Origin of the sequence: Rhizobium sp. ERR 942 (genome assembly GCF_007828395.1) — a bacterium.
In the GTDB taxonomy this organism is placed as follows: domain Bacteria; phylum Pseudomonadota; class Alphaproteobacteria; order Rhizobiales; family Rhizobiaceae; genus Rhizobium; species Rhizobium dioscoreae.
Genome location: NZ_VIUA01000001.1, coordinates 136,441 through 149,395, shown reverse-complemented (window position 1 = coordinate 149,395; position 12,955 = coordinate 136,441). Strand labels below are relative to the sequence as shown.

The 12,955-nt window shown below is 61.0% G+C and carries 13 protein-coding genes; 8 read left to right on the top strand and 5 right to left on the bottom strand.

Translation table 11 applies throughout. The annotated features are described in order from the left end of the window. Positions 1-13: 13 nt before the first annotated feature. The 3 genes from cysE to FBZ97_RS00715 all read left to right on the top strand — a co-directional run bounded on the left by cysE (position 14) and on the right by FBZ97_RS00715 (position 4,183). Complete coding sequence (cysE, locus tag FBZ97_RS00725; RefSeq protein WP_145316004.1) at positions 14-829, top strand: serine O-acetyltransferase; 816 nt, start codon at positions 14-16, stop codon at positions 827-829. A gap of 326 nt (positions 830-1,155) precedes the next feature. After that, entirely contained in the window at positions 1,156-2,784 is a 1,629-nt protein-coding gene (locus FBZ97_RS00720; RefSeq protein ID WP_145316002.1) for an alkaline phosphatase family protein, read from the top strand. A gap of 19 nt (positions 2,785-2,803) precedes the next feature. Then, positions 2,804-4,183, top strand: a complete 1,380-nt coding sequence (locus FBZ97_RS00715) for a cytochrome c peroxidase (RefSeq protein WP_145316000.1) — start codon at positions 2,804-2,806, stop codon at positions 4,181-4,183. A 276-nt stretch (positions 4,184-4,459) separates the two neighbouring features. On the opposite strand, the gene FBZ97_RS00710 is transcribed toward FBZ97_RS00715, so the two are convergent. Both FBZ97_RS00710 and odc2 read right to left on the bottom strand, forming a co-directional pair. Continuing rightward, positions 4,460-5,050, bottom strand: a complete 591-nt coding sequence (locus FBZ97_RS00710; RefSeq protein WP_145315998.1) for an N-acetyltransferase — start codon at positions 5,048-5,050, stop codon at positions 4,460-4,462. Positions 5,051-5,163: 113 nt separating this feature from the next. Further along, a complete protein-coding gene (gene odc2 / locus FBZ97_RS00705; protein WP_112421581.1) occupies positions 5,164-6,297 on the bottom strand; it encodes an ornithine/lysine decarboxylase in 1,134 nt (377 codons plus the stop codon). Positions 6,298-6,826: 529 nt separating this feature from the next. Here odc2 and FBZ97_RS00700 point away from each other — a divergent pair. From FBZ97_RS00700 to FBZ97_RS00690, 3 genes are all read left to right on the top strand, one after another. After that, a complete protein-coding gene (locus FBZ97_RS00700) occupies positions 6,827-7,720 on the top strand; it encodes a LysR family transcriptional regulator (RefSeq protein ID WP_113330541.1) in 894 nt (297 codons plus the stop codon). A gap of 89 nt (positions 7,721-7,809) precedes the next feature. Next, positions 7,810-8,469 (top strand): DUF1007 family protein, encoded by a 660-nt coding sequence (locus FBZ97_RS00695; RefSeq protein WP_173002426.1) that lies wholly within the window; start codon positions 7,810-7,812, stop codon positions 8,467-8,469. After that, complete coding sequence (locus tag FBZ97_RS00690) at positions 8,463-9,575, top strand: nickel/cobalt transporter (RefSeq protein WP_145315996.1); 1,113 nt, start codon at positions 8,463-8,465, stop codon at positions 9,573-9,575. Before FBZ97_RS00695 ends, FBZ97_RS00690 begins: the two co-directional genes overlap by 7 nt. A gap of 38 nt (positions 9,576-9,613) precedes the next feature. Here the strand turns inward: FBZ97_RS00690 and FBZ97_RS00685 are convergent, their stop codons facing one another. From FBZ97_RS00685 to FBZ97_RS00675, 3 genes are all read right to left on the bottom strand, one after another. Beyond that, positions 9,614-9,829, bottom strand: a complete 216-nt coding sequence (locus tag FBZ97_RS00685; protein WP_186449432.1) for a hypothetical protein — start codon at positions 9,827-9,829, stop codon at positions 9,614-9,616. An 88-nt stretch (positions 9,830-9,917) separates the two neighbouring features. Next, complete coding sequence (locus tag FBZ97_RS00680; protein WP_113330545.1) at positions 9,918-10,613, bottom strand: tellurite resistance TerB family protein; 696 nt, start codon at positions 10,611-10,613, stop codon at positions 9,918-9,920. Between the two features lie 126 nt (positions 10,614-10,739). Continuing rightward, positions 10,740-11,378 carry a 2-dehydro-3-deoxy-phosphogluconate aldolase gene (locus FBZ97_RS00675; RefSeq protein ID WP_069613321.1) on the bottom strand — a complete coding sequence of 213 codons (639 nt, stop codon included), beginning with the start codon at positions 11,376-11,378 and terminating at the stop codon, positions 10,740-10,742. A gap of 160 nt (positions 11,379-11,538) precedes the next feature. On the opposite strand from FBZ97_RS00675, the gene FBZ97_RS00670 reads away from it, so the two are divergent. Together FBZ97_RS00670 and FBZ97_RS00665 are read left to right on the top strand one after the other, a co-directional pair. Next, on the top strand, positions 11,539-12,024 hold the full coding sequence (locus FBZ97_RS00670) for a CYTH domain-containing protein (protein ID WP_145315992.1): 486 nt from the start codon (positions 11,539-11,541) through the stop codon (positions 12,022-12,024). Continuing rightward, positions 12,002-12,913, top strand: a complete 912-nt coding sequence (locus tag FBZ97_RS00665) for a CHAD domain-containing protein (RefSeq protein WP_145315990.1) — start codon at positions 12,002-12,004, stop codon at positions 12,911-12,913. The genes FBZ97_RS00670 and FBZ97_RS00665 overlap by 23 nt, the downstream gene beginning before the upstream one ends. Positions 12,914-12,955: the final 42 nt, after the last annotated feature.

Sequence of the window (12,955 nt, the reverse complement as noted above, 5' to 3'; positions counted from 1 at the left end):
GAGAGACGGGATCATGCCTCAGTCAGGAACGGCAATCGCCGGAAATGCGCCTGCCCCAGCCGAAAATGTCTGGGACGTGATCCGTTGCGAAGCCGCGGAACTGGCGGCGCGCGAACCGACTCTTGCGTCGCTGCTGCGAGCGCAGTTGCTTGACGGAAACTCCAATGCCGAAAGCCTTGCCAACATTCTCGCCGCCCGGCTCTGCGTCGTCAGGATCGAGCATGGTGACATGCTTTCGCTGCTGTCCGATGTACTCAAGCGATATCCCGTCATCCTGCAGGCAACGGAAGCGGATCTTGTCGCGGTGCGAACCCGCGACCCCGCCTGCACCACCTATCTGCATGCGCTTCTCAATCTGAAGGGCTTCCATGCCCTGCAGACGCACCGCATCGCTCATGCGCTCTGGGCGGAAGGCCGCAAGGAAATCGCCAGCTGGCTCTCCAATCTCGTTTCTCTCGTCTTCGGCCCGGATATCCATCCGGCTGCGAAGATCGGCACGTCGATCATGCTCGACCACGGCTCCGGCATCGTCATCGGCGAAACCGCCGTTATCGAGGATGAAGTGTCCATCCTTCAGAATGTGACGCTCGGCGGCACCGGCAAGGAGAGCGGCGACCGTCATCCGAAGATCCGCCACGGCGTGATGATCGGCGCCGGCGCCAAAATCCTCGGCAATATCGAGGTCGGCGCCTTCAGCAAGGTTGCCGCTGGCAGCGTCGTCGTCAAACCCGTACCGCCGCATTGCACGGTCGCAGGCGTACCGGCTGTAGTTGTCCGTATCCATCGCGCCGACGAGATCCCGGCCGAGACGATGGATCAGAATATCTGATTTCGCCTGGGACTGTGGCCACCTCGTGGTTCGAGGCATCGTCGTTTTCGGTGCTCTTCCGCTGCACCTAACCATGAGGCGGAGCAAGTTCCGTGGCGAGGCACGCAGATCAGCCCTCATGCTGAGGAGGCCCGAAGGGCTGTCTCGAAGCACGAGGGCGGGTGAGGAAACACCCCGCCACCAGTCCGTGACATAAGGTAGCACCGGAAACGCTCCCTTACCCTTCATGGAACTGTCATGCTCCATTGATAGCTCGAAAGGGTTCTCTATGCCCGGCGTGGCGCAAATGCGCCGGAGCAATGCCCCCACTCGAAGAGGATATGACGATGACCAGTCTCTCACGTCGCGCCGCCCTTGCAGCCGGCAGCGCGCTTACCCTTGTATTGCTCTGTTCCGCCGCCGGTGCCGCCGATATGGCGCCGGCGCCGAATACCGCGACCCCCATCAAGCATCTCGTCGTGATCTTCCAGGAAAATGTCTCCTTCGACCATTATTTCGCGACCTACCCCAAGGCAGCGAACGTCGATGGCGAACCGGCGTTCAAGGCCGCCGACAACACGCCGACCGATATCAATACGCTCGCCAATGCCGGCCTTCTGGACAACAATCCGAACAAGACCAACACGGCAAACGGCGCCGATGCGGCAGCCCCCTTCCGGCTCGACCGCACGCAGGCGGCAACCCAGTCGCAGAACCATGGCTATACCGCCGAACAGGCCGCCTACAACAACTTCGCCATGGACCTCTTCCCCGCCAATACCGGCAAGGGCACCAAGGGTGCTGCCGGCGCCTTCGGCACCAAGGGTCAGGTCATGGGCTATTACGACGGTAACACCGTCACGGCCCTTTGGAATTATGCTCAGCATTATGCGCTGAACGACAATTCCTTCTCCACCAATTTCGGCCCCTCGACCCCCGGCGCGCTGAACCTGATCTCCGGCCAGACCAATGGCGCCATCCTGCCGCCCGGCTATACGCTGGAAAGCGACGGCACCTATTCCAAGGGCCGCATCGTGCCCGACGGCAATGGCGGCTGGACCGCGATCAGCGATTTCGATCCGACGGGCGACGTCTGTTCGGTCGGCCAGACGGCGCTGATGTACGGCAAGAACATCGGCGACATGTTGAACGAGCACAAGATCACCTGGGGCTTCTTCGAGGGCGGCTTCGACCTCTCGCAGACCAACCTGGACGGCACGACCGGCTGCAAGCGCGCGACCACGTCGACCATCACCAAGGTCAACTACACCGACTACATCCCGCATCACCAGCCGTTCCAGTATTACGCCTCAACGGCCAACCCGACACATGCGCGTCCGTCTTCGGTGGCAACGATCGGCACGACCGATGCGGCAAATCACCAGTACGACATGACGGATTTCTACGCGGCCCTGAAGAACGGCAATATGCCCGCCGTCAGCTTCCTGAAGGCACCGGCCTATCAGGACGGCCATGCCGGCTATTCCGATCCGCTCGACGAGCAGGAATTCGTCACACAGGTGGTCAACACCGTGCAGAATTCGCCGGATTGGAAAGACACCGCCATCATCATTCTCTACGACGATTCCGACGGCTGGTATGACCATGCCCATGCGGTTGTCAATCCATCGAAAATCCCCGTCAAAGGCTATGACGTGCTGAGCGGCGACAGCTGTTCCACCGGCACGCCGCTGCCCGGCGTCAACGGCCAGCCGGCGCAGGGACGCTGCGGCTATGGCACCCGTCAGCCGTTGCTCGTCATCTCGCCTTACGCCAAGGTCAACTTCGTCGACCATACGCTGACGGACCAGACCTCCGTCATGCGCTTCATCGAGGATAACTGGATGGGCGGCGCCCGCCTCGGCGGCGGCTCCTTCGATGTGCTCTCGGGCTCGCTGAACACCATGTTCGACTGGTCCAAAGGTGACGCGCCGAAGCTGATCCTCGATCCAAAGACCGGCAACCAGGCATCGTAAATCCAGAAGGGAGACGGAAATGCCCCTGACCTACCGCCGTCTCCTGCCGCTCATCGCACTCGCGGGCCTGTCGCTTGCGGGTGCGGCTGCAGGCATGGCAAACGAACCGGCCGCCGGTGCTTCGGCAACCGATGGCTATGATGACCAGGCGCCGCTGAGCGCGGTGGCGCAACTCGGCAAGAAGCTGTTCTTCGATCCGTCACTCTCGGGCGGCGGCCAGATGTCCTGCGCCAGCTGTCACGATCCGGCCAACCACTACGCGCCGGCCAACGACCGTGCCGTCCAGCTCGGTGGCCCGCATCTCGATCAGCCGGGTATCCGCGCAGTGCCGAGCCTCGCCTACAAGATGTCGACGCCATCCTTTTCGATCGGAGAAGAGAGCGCTGCCGACGAAGCGGCGGAAGCATCGCCGATGACCGAAGCGTCGGGCGTGGCTCTGGCCAATGCTCCGGCCGCCGTCGCCGGCCCGATGACGGCACAGGCCGTCGTCAAGGCAGATGCGGCGACCGCCAATCTCGTGCCGCAGGGCGGCATGTTCTGGGATGGGCGTGTCGATTCGCTGGAAGAACAAGCCCTGCAGCCAATGATCTCGCCCTTCGAAATGGCGAATGCCGATGCGGCCACCGTCTATGCCAAGCTCAAGAAGGGTTACGGCAAGGAGATTTCAGCGCTGTTCGGCGACAATATCCTCAGCGATCGGGACATGACGATCTCCGAGATCGGCTTCGCGCTCGCCCGCTATCAGATCGAGGAAAACTCCTTTCATCCCTATACCAGCAAGTACGACTACTATCTGCGCGGCAAGGCAGTGCTGACGGATGCAGAAGCGCGGGGTCTGAAGCTCTTCGACGATGCGAACAAGGGCAATTGCGCCTCCTGCCATCTCGATAAGATGACCGGCGACGGGCAGATGCCCAACTTTACCGATTTCGAGTTCGAGGCACTCGCCGCACCGCGCAATCCGGCCATTCCGGCCAATGCCGATGCGCATTACTACGACACCGGCATTTGCGGCCCGCTGCGCAACGACACCTATTCCGCCCAGCCGCAGAATTGCGGGCTGTTCAAGACGCCGACGCTGCGCAATGTCGCGGCCCGCCATGTCTTCTTCCACAATGGCGTCTATCGGAGCCTTGAGGATGTGACCCGTTTCTATGTCAAGCGCGATACCAACCCGGATGAGATCTATCCGAAGGATGCGAGCGGCAAGGTGCTGAAATATGATGATTTGCCAGCGCAGTATCGGGCGAATATCGATGTCATCGACGCCCCGATGAACCGCAAGCCCGGCGATGCCCCAGCGCTCAACGACACCGAGATCGCCGATATCGTCGCCTTCCTGAAAACGCTGACGGATGGATACGATCCGGCGAAGGACAGCGTGAAGGCTGCGAAATAATAAGGCCTCCGATCGAAGCAAGGGGTATCGCATATGGGCGGATGAGCACCGAAAAACTCCTTCTCCCCGGCGGGGAGAAGGTGGCCCGAAGGGTCGGATGAGGGGCTATCGATTTGAATTCTTGGATTTTCGTAGCCTTGGCGGACACCCCCTCATCCGCCTGGCGGCACCTTCTCCCCGCTGGGGAGAAGGGGCAGCTGCGTTTTCAGCTCTATGCGATTCCCCTACCGCTCGAAGAGGCGAAGGCCTTTTATGCTTCAGAACTGCTCGTTCTCTTTATGCAGCCTTTGCTATCGGCGGCTGGGCCAGTTTGCGGCCGCTGGCGACGATCATGCCGGCGGCGCTGTCGAGCCAGCCTTCCTTGAGCTCGAGGGCCAGGAAGCGCTCGCGCTGGAACGGACCCGGCATGACGAGATGGCGCGTCTTTGCGGCAAAGAAGCCGAAACGCTCGTAGTAAGGCGCATCGCCGACGAGCAGGATCGCGCCATGGCCGCGCTTCTTGGCTTCCAGGATGGCGGCGCGCATCAGCGCCGAGCCGATGCCCTTGCCTTCATAGGCGGGATCGATTGCCAGCGGGCCGAGCAGCAGCGCATCGACCGGGCGCGTCTCGCGATCGACGCCGGCTTCGACGTTCCAGAGGCGGACCGTGCCGATGACATGGCCGGCGCGATCGCGCGCGACGAGTGCCAGACCTTCGGCCGGTACACGGCCCTGGCGCAGCCTTTCCGACGACTTCTTGCGGCGGTCGGGACCCATGGCGCGATCCAGCAGGTTTTCGCGCGCAACGACATCGCCTGCGTTTTCCAGGTCGAGAGTGAATGTGGATGGCGCAAAGAATGCGCGGACAGAATCAAGAACAGCGGCCATCTCGGCCTCCCGTGCCCAATACCGTTATCAGCGGTGGTGACGAACTATTGTGAGGGTGCCGCCCCGGCTGGCTACGGGGGCAGCTTTGTCGAACTTCAGATCCCTGCCGGACCTCAGATAATGTAGGCCTTCAACGGATCGAAGCCGTTGAACGCCACAGCCGAGTAGGTCGTGGTATAGGCGCCGGTGCCTTCGATCAGAACCTCGTCACCGATGGTGAGCGACACCGGCAGCGGATAGAGGTTCTTCTCATAAAGCACGTCAGCCGAATCGCAGGTCGGACCGGCAATAACGCACGGTTCCATCTCGTCGCCGTCGCGCGTCGTGCGGATCGGATAGCGGATCGCCTCGTCCATGGTTTCGGCGAGACCGCCGAACTTGCCGATGTCAAGGAAAACCCAGCGAGCGGCATCGTTGTCCGACTTCTTGGAAATCAGGACGACTTCAGCCTTGATCACGCCGGCATTGCCGACCATGCCGCGGCCCGGCTCGATGATCGTGTGCGGAATCTGATTGCCGAAATGGGCGCGCAGAGACGCAAAGATCGCCTTGCCATAAGCTTCGGCCGAGGGAACGTCGCGCAGATACTTGGTCGGGAACCCGCCGCCCATGTTGACCATCTGCAGGTGAATGCCCTGCTTGGCGAGCGAAACGAAAACACGCTTGGCATCGGCAAGAGCGTCGTCCCAGGCATCGACCTTGGTCATCTGCGAGCCGACATGGAAAGACACGCCATAGGATTCCAGGCCCAGCTGATGTGCGTAGACAAGAACGTCGACGGCCATCTGCGGGACGCAGCCGAACTTGCGCGACAGCGGCCATTCCGCGCCTTCGCCATCCGTCAGGACACGGCAGAACACGCGGGCGCCGGGTGCGGCACGCGAGATCTTCTCGACTTCCTCATGGCTGTCAACGGCGAAGAGGTTGATACCGAGTGCATGCGCACGGGCGATATCGCGCTCCTTTTTGATGGTGTTGCCGTAGGAGATACGCTGAGCGGTCGCGCCGGCATCGAGCGCCATTTCGATTTCGGCGACGGACGCGCAATCGAAGTTGGAGCCGAGGCTTGCGAGCAGGCGCAGCACTTCCGGAGCCGGATTGGCCTTGACGGCATAATAGATGGCGCTGTCCGGCATGGCATGACGGAAGGCGTGAAAATTGTCCCGGACGACATCGAGATCGACCACCAGGCAAGGACCGTCCGGACGTCGGGCAGCGAGGAAATCGCGAATACGTTGCGTGGTCATGTCAATTCCCTTTCAAATTCCAAAGGCTCCGGGGAAAACCCAGAGGACAAAGGGCGACGCTCACTCGCTCAGGAACCAGCCGGTGGAGACCCCGGTACCGTGCAAATGCGCGAAGCGCGGATGATGAACCAGTGCCGCAAGCGGCGCTAATTCGCTTTGTCTGCCATGGATTGGAGGGAATATCCCAACCGCACTTCCGGCAATGAAGGTGTGCCTCTTCAGTAACCCCGGCTGATGGAAAGCCGGGAGAGAACAAAAAGGCCCGCACCGTCGTTGCTTCAGATGTCCTCGCATTTTCCGGTTGGCCGGAATAGCGACTGGAGGGGTTAATTCCAGGTACCTTACCGATTTTCTCACCACATCGAGGATCGGCGGACACCCACGGGCACGTGCGACTTTGGGCTGACCTCGAAATAGGGATATTCGCCGACATAATCAAGAAAATTTTTCTCCCATGCCTGAAAAAAATAATTGAACAAATCGAAGCATTTTGTTCAACATCCGGAAACAGTTAGCGGGAGGCTTCACCATGGACACTTTGACCCGGATTCGCGCCTTCATCGACGTGGTCGAGGCCGAGGGATTTTCGGCAGCCGCGCGCAAGACCGGCCGCTCCAAGGCGCTCTTGTCGAAATATGTCCGGGAATTGGAAGACGAGCTCGGCGCGCTGCTGTTGAACCGCACCACGCGTCAATTCTCCATGACGGAGGCCGGCCATACCTATTATCGTACCGCCTCCGACATCCTGAAGGAGATCGACAATCTCGCCGATCTCGTGCGTGAGAACAACCAGCAACTTAAAGGTCGGCTGCGGGTTTCCGTGCCGCGCACCTTCGTCGATGCCGATGTCGGGCAATCGCTAATCGACTTCGCCAAGGAGAATCCCGATCTTGCGCTGGAAATCGCTGCCGACGACCGCTTCGTGGACCTGATCGAGGAAGGCTTCGATGTCGCCGTGCGCATCACCAAACTCGAAGACTCCGGCATGATTGCCCGCAAGATTTCCGATTTCCGCGTCCATCTCTGCGCGACGCAAGCGTTCCTCGATCGTTATCCGACGCTGGAACATCCGACTGACCTTGCGCGCATTCCCTTCATCATCGACACCAACACCCGATCGCAAGGCACTATTCGGTTCGTTGATGCCGACAGCACGACCTTCAACGTCGCCATCAACGGCACGCTCGAGGTCAATAGCCCGCATGCGACGCTGCGCGCAGCGCTCGCCGATCTCGGCGTTGCCATCGTCCCGGATTTCATCGGCCGTAAGGCGATCGAAAGCGGACAGTTGCTGACGCTGTTCAATGACTACCTGCCGACGGACCGCGGCATCTATGCCGTCTACCCGCACCGCCGCTACCTCCCGGCCAAGGTGCGCATCTTTGTGGACTACCTGCACAACTGGTTCCGCAAGAACGGCTGAACGGGCAAGGTTGGCCGCCGGTCCCAATTCCGTCTCATTTCCTGACCAGAAAACGAAGTGAATCAATGCTCACGAAACACATCGGACGCATGAGAAAATCCACGATCATCCACGCCGTTGCCATGACCGGCGGCCTGTTGCTTGCGCCGGCCATAGCATCGGCGCATCCGCATATTTTCGTGGAAGCCCGTCTGGAAGTGCTCGCCGGCGCGGATGGCAATGTGCAGGAGCTGCGCAACGTCTGGCGCTTCGACGAGGTGTTCTCTTCCTCCGTCCTTATGGATTTCGACAAGAACACCAATCTGAAGCTCGACCCTGACGAGCTGAAAGAAGTCGGCAAGACGGTGCGCGAGTCATTGGCCGATTACGACTATTATGCGAATCTGACGCTCAATGGCAAAACGATCAAGGTGGACAAGCCCGATATCATCAATGTCGACTTCCGCGATGGCCAGCTCCTGATGTTCTTCGCCGTCAAACCGGCCGAGCCGATGCCGCTCGCCAAGGGCAACAAGCTGAGCTTCGGCATCTACGACCCGACACTCTATACCTCGATCGATTTCCCGAGCGACAATGAATTGGTGACGGAGGGCGATGCCTTCAAAAGCTGCACGCATAAGGTCGTCCGGCCCAATCCGGATGAAGTCATCGCCGAAAACAGGTCGACATTGACGGATGCCTTCTTCAACGATCCGACGGGAACGACCATGTCGAAACTCTTTGCAACGCGGATAGATGTGCAATGCTGATTTCGAGGCTAAGGACGCTTGTGCCAGCCGTAGCTATCGCCCTTTTGGCGGCAGCCGGTTTTGCCCATGCCGCTGGCTCACCGCTCGGCATCGGCACCGCCGAGCCGAGCTTCCAGCCGATGGGCGGCCCGCTGGCGCCAATCTTTCTCTATGTGAATTACGAGCAGCAGGCCTTCTATCGTGCGCTCACCAAGTCGATCGAGGCCATGCGCCAGGACCCCTGGCAGCTCTGGACGCTGATCGGCCTCTCCTTCGCCTATGGCATCTTCCATGCCGCCGGGCCGGGCCACGGCAAGGCCGTTATTTCCTCCTACATGGTCGCTAATGAGATCGAGCTGAAACGCGGCATCGGCATCTCCTTCGTCTCCGCGCTCATCCAGGGCCTCGTCGCCGTCCTTGTTGTCGGCGCCGCCTATTTCGTCCTGCGCGGGTCTGGCATCACCATGACGATGGCGACTAATGCCATGGAGATCACAAGCTTCGTCATGGTCATCCTGTTCGGCAGCTGGCTCTTGTTCCGTAAGCTGCGGGCGATGATGCAAAGCCGGGCGCAGCGTCAGGAAATGCAGCTTGCGACGTCGGCCGGGCCAATCAGCCTCTCGCTGTTCGAGGGAGCCGCTACGGGCACGGATTCGGCAAGAGGTTTTGCGCGCAGCAGCGCCGCTATGCCCGCCGCCGGCGGCTATCAATGCTATGATCCAGCCCATACGACGGGCAATGGCGCGTACTGCGAAACATGCGGCCACGCCCATCTTCCCGATCCGAAGATGCTGTCGAACGAAAAGTTCAGTGCCCGCGAGGCCTGGTCTGCCATTGTCGCCGTCGGGCTGCGTCCCTGCTCCGGCGCGCTCCTTGTCATGACCTTTTCGATGCTGAACGGGCTCTATCTCGGCGGCCTGCTATCGGTCCTCGCCATGTCGATCGGCACGGCGCTGACCGTCTCGCTGCTCGCGATCATCGCGGTCTTCGCGAAAGGCACCGCCGTGCGTTTCACCGGCAAGGGCTCGAGACTTTCGGTTTGGGTTGGCAACGGCATCGAGATCCTCGGCGCGCTGCTCGTCATCTGCACGGGCATCATCCTGCTCGGCGCCTCGCTGCAGAACTGAGCGATTTCCGAGGGTTTGGGAGAGCTTTACGTTGGAGCTTACGGCCCGTTGCGCCGTTGGTAGCGTGCCCGCATCCAGAACACGAAGAAGAAGGCCAGGATGACGAGCACGCCGAAACCGGTGCCGAGCCATGGCGAAATGCCTCCGAGCCAGACGATGACGTTCGGCATCAGGTAAAGCACGGCTGTCGCAACCAGCAGGATAACGCCGGCCGCGATTGCCGCCGAGCGTGTTTCGCTTTTCTTATCCGTCAATGTAGCCATCCCTGACGCCCTGACATGAATTCCGGCGAAGGCTTAGGCCAGCTGCCGAGGAAAGGCAACGGCCCTATCGTCGCACGCGTCAGACTTTAGCGCCGGCAACGGTCGCTTCGATATGATCGACCAGAGCATCGGCCAGACCGAGGCGGCCGGCAAGCAGATCGAGATAGCCGCGCTCAGCCCGCGAATCCGGCTCGATCGCCAGCCGCGAAGCGGTATAGACCTGCACCCGCTGTTCCTCGGTCTTTGCAGAAGCGACGATGGCATCGAGATCGACGGGATTGGCAAGCTCTCGCTGGAAAAAGGCTTCCGCCTCCGATCCGACACCAGCCTCCTGTACCTTGCCGAGAATGCGCTGCCGCTCCGCATCGTCGATATGGCCATCGGCGCGGGCGGCCGCAATCATGGCCCGCACCAGGGAAAGCGTAAAATCATTGCTGGCGACGGCCGGCGCCGTGCTGAAGCCGGAATCCGACGGCGGCGGCAGGAACTGCGGTTCGGCCTGCGGGGCTGGCTGCGGCTGATTGCCGTCGCGGTAGTTCTTGTAGGCCTGATAGCCGAGGCCTGCGATGGCTGCGAGACCGCCGAGCGCCAGCGCATTTCCGGCGACCTGGCGTCCGGTCTTCGTCCCCAGCAGCACGCCAGCGATGGCGCTCGTCGCCATCGGATTGTCCCTGGCAAGATTGATGGCCTGGGTTGCCCTGTCTCTCACGGTCCCCTGCACTCCCGGAACCTGCGATCCCAGGAACTGGTCAAGAAGCTTGCGGGCGTCGATCATATGGATGGTCCTCCGTCCTTTGATGGTGAGAGGGAGATAGGAAGCGCAACCGCAAATACCAATCCGCAGAATGCAAAAAGGCGCGCAGAAGCCTGCGCGCCTTCGAAACCGACGGGAGGCAGCCGCTCAGCCCTTGAGCGCGGCGGCCTCGGCGGCAAGCTTGGTGATCCCGGCCCAATCGCCTGACGCAACGAGCTCCTTCGGCGCAACCCAGGAGCCGCCGACACAGATGACGTTCGGCAGCGACAGATAGTCATGCGCGTTCTTCAGCGAGATGCCGCCAGTCGGGCAAAAGACCGTGCCGGCGAGCGGCGATGACAGGGCCTTCAGATAGGAAGCACCGCCGGCCTGCTCGGCCGGGAAGAACTTCAGTACCGTATAGCCCTCTTCCCGCAGCGCCATCACTTCGCTGGCCGTTGCGGCGCCCGGCAGCAGCGGCACATGCGAGCCGCGCGCAGCATCAAGCAGTTCCTGCGTCGTGCCGGGGCTGACGATGAACTTCGAACCGGCTTCGACGGCCGCGTCCCATTGTTTGACATTGAGGATCGTGCCGGCGCCGACTTCGGCACCCTCGACTTCTTCGGCGACAGCACGGATCGCATCCAGCGCACCGGCGGTGCGAAGCGTGATCTCGATGGCCTTGAGACCGCCCGCAACGAGCGCACGGGCGAGCGGCACGGCCGATTTCGCATCGTCGACGATCAGCACAGGAACGACGGGCTGCAATTTCAGGATGGAAAGAAGCTTCTCGGTTTTCTCGCCCATGGTCGGTGCACTCCCTTTAAAACGATTGAAATCCGGCTTTCGAATAGCCTTCCCGAAGGTGCTTGTCGAGACAAAAGCTCGCTTTAAATACGACGGGTAGGAAATTGCGGCAACTTGCTATAGTCTGTTCCAATCTGTGCCGGTGGAGCATGTCAAACGCATGGCAAAAGAGATCGAGCGAAAGTTTCTGGTGCGCGGCGATCACTGGCGTGATTCCGTTTCGGAGCGGCTGATCCTGCGACAAGGATATATTGCCTCCATGGCAGACCGTTCCGTGCGCATACGGCTGACGAACGACACCAAGGCAACCTTGACGATCAAGATCGGCAAGTCGATGACGAGGGACGAATTCGAATATGAGATCCCCGTCAACGAGGCGGAGGAATTGCTGGAAACGGCGATCGGCCTCATCATCGAGAAGACCCGCCACAAAGTGCAGTTCAAGGGCTTTACCTGGGAAGTCGATGTCTTCCGCGGCGCCCATCGCGGCCTCGTGATCGCTGAAGTGGAAATGGACGACGAAAGCGACAATCCGGAACTGCCGGACTGGATCGGACGTGAGGTAACCGGCGAATACCGCTATTCCAATCAGGCCCTCGCGACGCAGTTCGAGCAGGAGTACGATGAGCTATCGCATACGGCCTGACCGAGCCCTTGATGACGAGGTGCACAAAGCAGCCGCGCATCAACTCGGCAAGGCAATGGCCGTACTGACGGACAGACCGCAGGGCCTGCACGAAGCGGTTCACGACGCCCGCAAGAACATCAAGCGCGTGCGCGCGCTCTACCGGCTGATCGCTCCGGTCGCGCGCGAATTTCAGCAGCGAGAAAACGACCGCCTTCGGAATATGGCACGCACGCTTTCCGGCGTGCGCGATGCGACCGCACTGATCGAGATCGGTCATTACCTGCAGGCAACCGCCAGATCCGCAGAAGAACTGCACGCGCTGACCCGCGTCAGCGATCTGCTGACCACCCGGCGCGACCGCCTGGCGGCGGCGCAAACCGATCTCGAAGACAAGGCACAGGCAGCAGTCGCGATATGTGCCGAGGCGCGCGAGGTGTTGAAGGAGATGTCCTTCGACTGCGGCCGACGCGGCACCGCCCGTCTCTTTCAGAAAAGCTGGCGCAAGAATGTCCGCAAGGCGATGCAGGCGCTGTCCGAATGCCATGCGGAAGCGGCCCACATCGAGAGCTTTCATGATCTGCGCAAACGCAGCCAGGATTACTGGATGCATCACATGCTATTGCGCGATGTCTGGCCGGCCGCCATGCATGCCAAGCAGCTGGAGGCCAAGGCATTGGTCGACGTACTCGGCCGCTATCTCGACATGTCGATATTGGCCGATGTCGCAGACCGCGAGCCGCATCTCTTCGACAGGAGCGACGATCACGCCCGCCTGCTGGAAGCGATCATTGCCCGGCAGCAGACCGCGCGCGAGGAAGCGCTGGAGCGAGGCCGCTGGGTCTTCGCCGACAAACCGGAGAACGAAGCACGGACTATCAAGCACCTTTGGCTGGAGGCGGCCGACTGACGGGGTCACGCGCCCGCCTCAGGCAGTTCAATCGGCATAACC

What these genes read in the sequence shown, in the direction of transcription:
- FBZ97_RS00690 (WP_145315996.1), top strand. Translation starts at nt 8,463, where the DNA reads ATGCTGATTTCGAGGCTAAGGACGCTTGTGCCAGCCGTAGCTATCGCC.
- FBZ97_RS00675 (WP_069613321.1), bottom strand. Translation starts at nt 11,378, where the DNA reads ATGGGCGAGAAAACCGAGAAGCTTCTTTCCATCCTGAAATTGCAGCCC.
- FBZ97_RS00715 (WP_145316000.1), top strand. Translation starts at nt 2,804, where the DNA reads ATGCCCCTGACCTACCGCCGTCTCCTGCCGCTCATCGCACTCGCGGGC.
- FBZ97_RS00680 (WP_113330545.1), bottom strand. Translation starts at nt 10,613, where the DNA reads ATGATCGACGCCCGCAAGCTTCTTGACCAGTTCCTGGGATCGCAGGTT.
- odc2 (WP_112421581.1), bottom strand. Translation starts at nt 6,297, where the DNA reads ATGACCACGCAACGTATTCGCGATTTCCTCGCTGCCCGACGTCCGGAC.
- FBZ97_RS00710 (WP_145315998.1), bottom strand. Translation starts at nt 5,050, where the DNA reads ATGGCCGCTGTTCTTGATTCTGTCCGCGCATTCTTTGCGCCATCCACA.
- cysE (WP_145316004.1), top strand. Translation starts at nt 14, where the DNA reads ATGCCTCAGTCAGGAACGGCAATCGCCGGAAATGCGCCTGCCCCAGCC.
- FBZ97_RS00670 (WP_145315992.1), top strand. Translation starts at nt 11,539, where the DNA reads ATGGCAAAAGAGATCGAGCGAAAGTTTCTGGTGCGCGGCGATCACTGG.
- FBZ97_RS00695 (WP_173002426.1), top strand. Translation starts at nt 7,810, where the DNA reads ATGAGAAAATCCACGATCATCCACGCCGTTGCCATGACCGGCGGCCTG.
- FBZ97_RS00665 (WP_145315990.1), top strand. Translation starts at nt 12,002, where the DNA reads ATGAGCTATCGCATACGGCCTGACCGAGCCCTTGATGACGAGGTGCAC.
- FBZ97_RS00720 (WP_145316002.1), top strand. Translation starts at nt 1,156, where the DNA reads ATGACCAGTCTCTCACGTCGCGCCGCCCTTGCAGCCGGCAGCGCGCTT.
- FBZ97_RS00700 (WP_113330541.1), top strand. Translation starts at nt 6,827, where the DNA reads ATGGACACTTTGACCCGGATTCGCGCCTTCATCGACGTGGTCGAGGCC.